The organism is Micromonospora sp. ATA51 (assembly GCF_016802855.1).
GTDB lineage: Bacteria > Actinomycetota > Actinomycetes > Mycobacteriales > Micromonosporaceae > Micromonospora > Micromonospora sicca.
In genome coordinates, this window is record NZ_JAEVHJ010000407.1 from 1 (window position 1) to 5,075 (window position 5,075).

The 5,075-nt window shown below is 65.7% G+C and carries 8 protein-coding genes; 6 read left to right on the plus strand and 2 right to left on the minus strand.

Annotated elements, in window-relative coordinates; translation table 11 throughout:
* Positions 1 to 116 precede the first annotated feature (116 nt).
* Entirely contained in the window at positions 117 to 629 is a 513-nt protein-coding gene (locus JNW87_RS34490) for a MarR family winged helix-turn-helix transcriptional regulator (RefSeq protein WP_238455125.1), read from the minus strand.
* Positions 630 to 772: 143 nt separating this feature from the next.
* On the opposite strand from JNW87_RS34490, the gene JNW87_RS34495 reads away from it, so the two are divergent.
* Together JNW87_RS34495 and JNW87_RS34500 are read left to right on the plus strand one after the other, a co-directional pair.
* A complete protein-coding gene (locus JNW87_RS34495) occupies positions 773 to 1,576 on the plus strand; it encodes an SMP-30/gluconolactonase/LRE family protein (protein WP_238455126.1) in 804 nt (267 codons plus the stop codon).
* A 167-nt stretch (positions 1,577 to 1,743) separates the two neighbouring features.
* Entirely contained in the window at positions 1,744 to 2,190 is a 447-nt protein-coding gene (locus JNW87_RS34500; protein WP_109800138.1) for a hypothetical protein, read from the plus strand.
* Between the two features lie 50 nt (positions 2,191 to 2,240).
* On the opposite strand, the gene JNW87_RS34505 is transcribed toward JNW87_RS34500, so the two are convergent.
* Positions 2,241 to 2,801, minus strand: coding sequence for a GNAT family N-acetyltransferase (locus JNW87_RS34505; RefSeq protein WP_238455127.1), 561 nt, complete (start codon positions 2,799 to 2,801; stop codon positions 2,241 to 2,243).
* 182 nt (positions 2,802 to 2,983) lie between these two features.
* Here JNW87_RS34505 and JNW87_RS34510 point away from each other — a divergent pair, with 182 nt between their 5' ends.
* The 4 genes from JNW87_RS34510 (at position 2,984) to JNW87_RS34525 (ending at position 4,890) form a co-directional block, all read left to right on the plus strand.
* Positions 2,984 to 3,586 carry an SUKH-4 family immunity protein gene (locus JNW87_RS34510; RefSeq protein ID WP_109800140.1) on the plus strand — a complete coding sequence of 201 codons (603 nt, stop codon included), beginning with the start codon at positions 2,984 to 2,986 and terminating at the stop codon, positions 3,584 to 3,586.
* A gap of 285 nt (positions 3,587 to 3,871) precedes the next feature.
* Complete coding sequence (locus JNW87_RS34515; RefSeq protein ID WP_238455129.1) at positions 3,872 to 4,243, plus strand: hypothetical protein; 372 nt, start codon at positions 3,872 to 3,874, stop codon at positions 4,241 to 4,243.
* Between the two features lie 110 nt (positions 4,244 to 4,353).
* Positions 4,354 to 4,554: a hypothetical protein gene (locus JNW87_RS34520; RefSeq protein WP_146230978.1), complete on the plus strand. Its 201-nt coding sequence runs from the start codon at positions 4,354 to 4,356 to the stop codon at positions 4,552 to 4,554.
* Positions 4,555 to 4,692: 138 nt separating this feature from the next.
* On the plus strand, positions 4,693 to 4,890 hold the full coding sequence (locus JNW87_RS34525; RefSeq protein ID WP_146230979.1) for a hypothetical protein: 198 nt from the start codon (positions 4,693 to 4,695) through the stop codon (positions 4,888 to 4,890).
* The last annotated feature ends 185 nt before the right edge of the window (positions 4,891 to 5,075 follow it).

Here is a 5,075-nt window from a genome sequence, read left to right on the forward strand (position 1 = left end):
GCCCTTCCCCATGTCACGCCGCCACGCCGGCGCCGTCACGATTGTCGATCTTCGTCAGGACCGGCGACCGCCCGAACCCCTTATTTACCAGGCTCTCAGGGTGGGCGACGTTCTGTTCAAGTTCTCGATGCGGCCGATCGGTCGGCCGGCTGTGCTGGCATTGTGATGGTGCTGTGGTTGCTGTCGACAATCGTGTCGAACACCTTGAGTAGCAGCCGGTGCAGGGTCGTCCGCTGGTGGTCGGTCAAGCCCGCGAGCAGGTCGTGGTCCAGAGCGGCTCCGGTGCGGCGGAGTTCGTCGACTGTTGTTCGTCCTGCCGCGGTGATGACGACGGCGCGCTTGCGTCGATCGGTCTGATCGCTGGTACGTGCGATCAGACTGTGGGCTTCGAGCGTGTCGAAGATCGGCACGGCGTTGCGCGGGTCAACGCCGATTGCCTCGCAGAGCCGCTGCTGGTGTGTCTCGCCGTGTTGGTCGAGTGCCATGAGCACCCCGAAGTGGTGAGGGCTCAGGCCGCGCTCGGACAGCATCCGGGCCCACCGACGTCTCGACTCGGCACCGAGGCGGGCGAGCAGAAAGCCGGTACTGGACGTGAGCTCGGGCGGCTCATCGGCTCCCTCTTGCGCCATTGCGCCATCGTAGCCCACTATTCTCATGAGCCATGATGTTCATGAGACATGACTGTCTGGCCCGATGAGTCCGAGACTGGTCCGGCCCCCATGGCAAGGGGAGGAGACGGGTGAGTGATCCTGAGGTCCTGATGGAGGGTGTCGTGTTCGGCGAGTCGCCCCGCTGGCACGACGGCAGAATCTGGTTCTCCGACTGGGGCGCGAATCAGGTGATCGCGCTCAGCACCGACGGCAGCCACGAGGTGATGGCGACGGTCGCCTCTTTCCCGATGTGCATCGACTTCCTGCCGGACGGGCAGCTGCTCGTCGTGGACTCGGCACAGCAACGGCTGCTGCGCCGCAAGCCGGACGAATCGTTGGTCTGCCATGCCGACCTTTCCGGGATATCGCACAAGCCGTGGAATGACATCGTGGTCGACGAACGGGGCAATGCCTACGTCAACTGCATCGGGTTCGACTTTCCCGGCGGCCAGTTCGCCCCAGGCCTGATCGCGCTGGTCACGCCGGAGGGCACCGTCAAGCAGGTCGCCGACGACCTCGCATTCCCCAACGGCATGGCGATCAGCCCGGACGGCGCGACCCTGGTCGTTGCCGAGTCGTACGCGAACCGACTCACGGCCTACGACATCGATGCCGACGGAGGCCTCAGCAGCCGGTGCGTATGGGCAGACACACCCGGCGACCACCCCGACGGGATTTGCTTCGACGCCGAGGGCGCGGTCTGGTACGCCGACGTCGGCAACCAGCGCTGCGTTCGGCTCCGCCAGGGTGGCGAAGTGCTGGCCACCGTCAGCCTCGACCGGGGTGCCTTCGCCTGCACGCTCAGCCGAGGCCATCACCCGCGCCTATTCGTCGTCGGCCAGAACTGGGCCGGACCTGAGCCGTCACAACCCAGCGGGCAGGTCGTGGCTTTCCCAGCACCCGCACCGGGGGCCGGCAGACCCTGACCCGACCGTCGCTCGCCACGACGGCCGGCCCGGACCGCCTCGCTCTTGGGGCTGGCCGCCAGCACGGTCGAGGTGAGAACCACCAAGGTCACGTGCGCTGTCATGCCGCGGTGCGGGAGCGCTGTCTGGCCGACGCGCTCTGCTCCTGCTACACACGGTCCGTGGGAATGGACATCTATGACCAGTACGAGCGGGACGCCGACCAGCACCTGGCCGCCTACGGTTTGCGGGTCGCCGCTGGCCAAGTCCCGATCGTTCGGGATGTCCTCATGCGCGAAACCCAGCGCGAGGCGGAAACCTACGCTGGAACGGGCACCGTCCCCGGCAACACGCAGCTGATGCGGATCTGCGCCGTCCAGCTCTGGCACGTCGGTGCCGTCGAGGACGCGCTGGTGGTTCACCGCGCCCGCGGCACCAGTATGGACGCGACCGGCGCCATCGACGCGGAACTGATGCTGGGGGCGGGCGTGGCCAAGACCAAGGACTATCTCGCGACCGTATGCACCGAGGAAGCCCGAGAGATCCTCGAGGTGATCGCGTGGGTGGAGGAGTCGTACGACCCCGGACGCTACGCAGCTTTCCTAGACAGGTACTACCGAGCTGGGTCCCACTGAGAACCCTCTGGCCAGGGCTTCATGCCAGCCTTCAGAGTCTTCGGCTGCTCCTACGGTGTTGCCTCTCGATGCCATGTCTCGGCGAGGAGGGCGTAGGTGTAGCCGTCCACCCAGCCCAGCTCGGCGTGCCAGGAATCGCCGACGCCGTGCTGCTCACGGCGCATGCCGACTTTCTCGAGGATTCGCACCGAGGCGAGGTTGTCCGCGAAGCAGCCGGCGGTGATTCTCCGAGTGCCCAGCCGGTCGAATGCGTGCGCCACCACCGCGGTGACGGCCTCGGTCGCGTATCCATGGCCGCCGTAGGCTGGATCGAAGATGTAGCCGAGCTGGGCCTCGGTCCGCGGTGGCATGCCGGGTTGACCCATGCCGTCGACGACGTCGAGCGAGACGGTTCCGATCACCACGCCGTCGAGCGTGGCCGCCATACTGTGGTCGTCGGGGTCTGCGGCCGCGCGCCGCCATGCCGCGCGGAAGGATGCAGGGTCGACCTCAGTGCGGAGTAGCCAGCGCGTGACCTCCGGCAGATTGCGGTACTCCAGGATCCGGTCCACGTCCTCGTCACGCACAGGGCGAAGCTCGAGGCGTTCGGTGCGTACGGTGGTGTTCTCCATGAGGCGGCACGCTAGTGGACGCACCCCGGCGAGACGCCCGAATATCGGGCCGCCCGGCCCGACATGGCGCACTATCCGGTGGCCCCCGCCCCGTGCGCCGGCAGCGCAGGACGCACGCACATGCCGCGTAGCGCTCGCCACGGAAGGTGACCGATCGCCGGTGCCTGCATCCAGACGTGCCGATGGTCGGATGCCTAGCCACTACACGAACACTGGGCGCTTGGAACCTTGCCCGGACTACCCTCATTGGCGTGCCCGTTGATGATCTTCCGTTGCCTCCCGCGTTCGAAGCGGTCACGGCCTGGGCTGGTACTGGGCGGGTGGTGCGTGCCACCGAGCTGGACGTGGCGACGTGGCGGCTTCCCGATCCGCAGAAGGCCGCACTGGTCTCCTGTGGCGTACCGCTGATCGATGACCTCGTGAATGCGGTGTCATTCCACGCAGAGCCGACGATGTACCGGTTGGCGAACTCCGACGACCTGGACTGGGTGTACGGTGCCGTGCCGGGGACCGGTGAGGTGCAGGCATGGTCGTCGGACGGCAGCACCTGGTTCGTCAACTCAACGATCAACCACTGGCTGTGTTCGCTGCACATGGTCGGTAGCTGGCTGACCAGCTCAACCGTCATCGGCCGCTGGGACGAAGACGGACAGGCCGAAGAGGAAGCACTCGCGGAGCTCGCCGACCTGTTGGAGCGGATCAGGGCCCTTGACCCGCCCGCGTTCGGGGACGGCGACCATGCAACCCACTTCTGGCCCGCAGTGCTCGACCGGTGGCTCTACTGATTGATGCAGACATCCTTTTCTGCCGCTGAGAAGGTGCGTCGATCACCGACGTACCCGTCACCTGCGGCGTCGTCGCGGATCACCAGGTCCAGTGGCAGGTATGCGTCCTGTGCCCGCCACAACCGGGCGACGGGTAGCGAGCCGCCCTTCGCCAGCTGGCGAGCCGGACGCTGACATGCTCCGGGCGTCAGCGGGGGCCGCGCCGGCATAGGATCGGGTCGACCTTGGTGCCTGACCGGGGAATGGGTTGTGCGAAGAGTCCTGCTGCTTGTCGTCGCTCTCACTATGACCGCCGGATGCTTTGTGGGACCGGCGCTCTCCGGTGGCTCCGAGTTGGTTGAGATGACGGCAGATGACCTGGCCGGAGTGTGGCAAGGCGATCAGCGCGGCGGCGTCATCGAATTCACGGCGGACGGGAACTTCTACGCCGACGACGTGGGCTATATGTTCGTCGGCTTCACGGACGTCCTCCCAGCCGGCTTCGACATCAAGCATGACAAGTCGCCCGGCTCCGGTCAGTGGTCGATCGGCAAACTGCTGGGGCATTCGCAAGCGCCGAGCGGGTTGATCGATCTTTACTTCGATGTCTTGGCGAAGCGCCCGACGGCGGGGGCAACAGTGTGGAGGCGCAGCGGTCTGACGGCGCGATCGTTCTAGTTCACTACATCGGTGACCCTGACGCCAGCAACACGGTTGTCTACCGCAAGTGCCAGGCCCGCTGTAGCCACATAGCGCCAAAGCGTGAGGCCCTGGGCAAACGGATCGACGTGACTCCCGGCCAACTCGTCGGGGCGTGGAAAGACACCAAGCGCGGCTCGACGATCGTCTTCGACAGGGACGGCGGGTTCCGCGGCGAGGACTTCTCCTACCTGTTCGGCGGAAACCGGTTCGCGCTGCCGGCGAACTTCGACCGAGTCCATGATCGGGCATCGGGAGTGGGGACGTGGAAGTTGGAGCGTCCGCAGTGAGGTGATCTCGTGTGTCCTGAACGCAAGGAGGGGTTGATGTAGGTAAGGCCCTTGATGCGGTGCTGCGTGGAAGATGAAGGTTGGCCCTTCGGAGCCGCCCTGCGGAGGGTGGTTCCAAACCACCTCATGCTGCGTTGGTTGACGACCGTCGTGGTGAGCGATGAGGAAAAGGCGTCGTTTGAGGCGTCAGGTAGGGATCGGGAAGGCGAGCGTAAGCGAATCATTGCTGACGTGTCGAAATCTCAACAGGTGACATCAGAACTGGGGCGTGAGATCGGCTCTGGGATAAGTCTGGCGGGTGTTCCGCTTATTGGCCAGGCGGTGTCCGGCATGTAGATGACGCGAGCCCGATCTGCGGCTTCCACGTGGAACAGGAGAAGGCGTGCCTCGATACTGTTCGCCCCGAATGTGGGCGGGCGATAGTACGTGTTCAGCCTGAGGTGAGTCGCTGATCGGGACCTGTTGTCCACTGTGGCTGGCGTGCTGGCATGATCTTCGGGTGTCGTCCGAGCCGCAGCGTC

Excerpts from the sequence above, each read along its gene's own strand:
- JNW87_RS34490 (WP_238455125.1), bottom strand. The coding sequence starts at position 629 with ATGGCGCAAGAGGGAGCCGATGAGCCGCCCGAGCTCACGTCCAGTACC.
- JNW87_RS34500 (WP_109800138.1), top strand. The coding sequence starts at position 1,744 with ATGGACATCTATGACCAGTACGAGCGGGACGCCGACCAGCACCTGGCC.
- JNW87_RS34505 (WP_238455127.1), bottom strand. The coding sequence starts at position 2,801 with ATGGAGAACACCACCGTACGCACCGAACGCCTCGAGCTTCGCCCTGTG.
- JNW87_RS34510 (WP_109800140.1), top strand. The coding sequence starts at position 2,984 with ATGGTCGGATGCCTAGCCACTACACGAACACTGGGCGCTTGGAACCTT.
- JNW87_RS34515 (WP_238455129.1), top strand. The coding sequence starts at position 3,872 with ATGACCGCCGGATGCTTTGTGGGACCGGCGCTCTCCGGTGGCTCCGAG.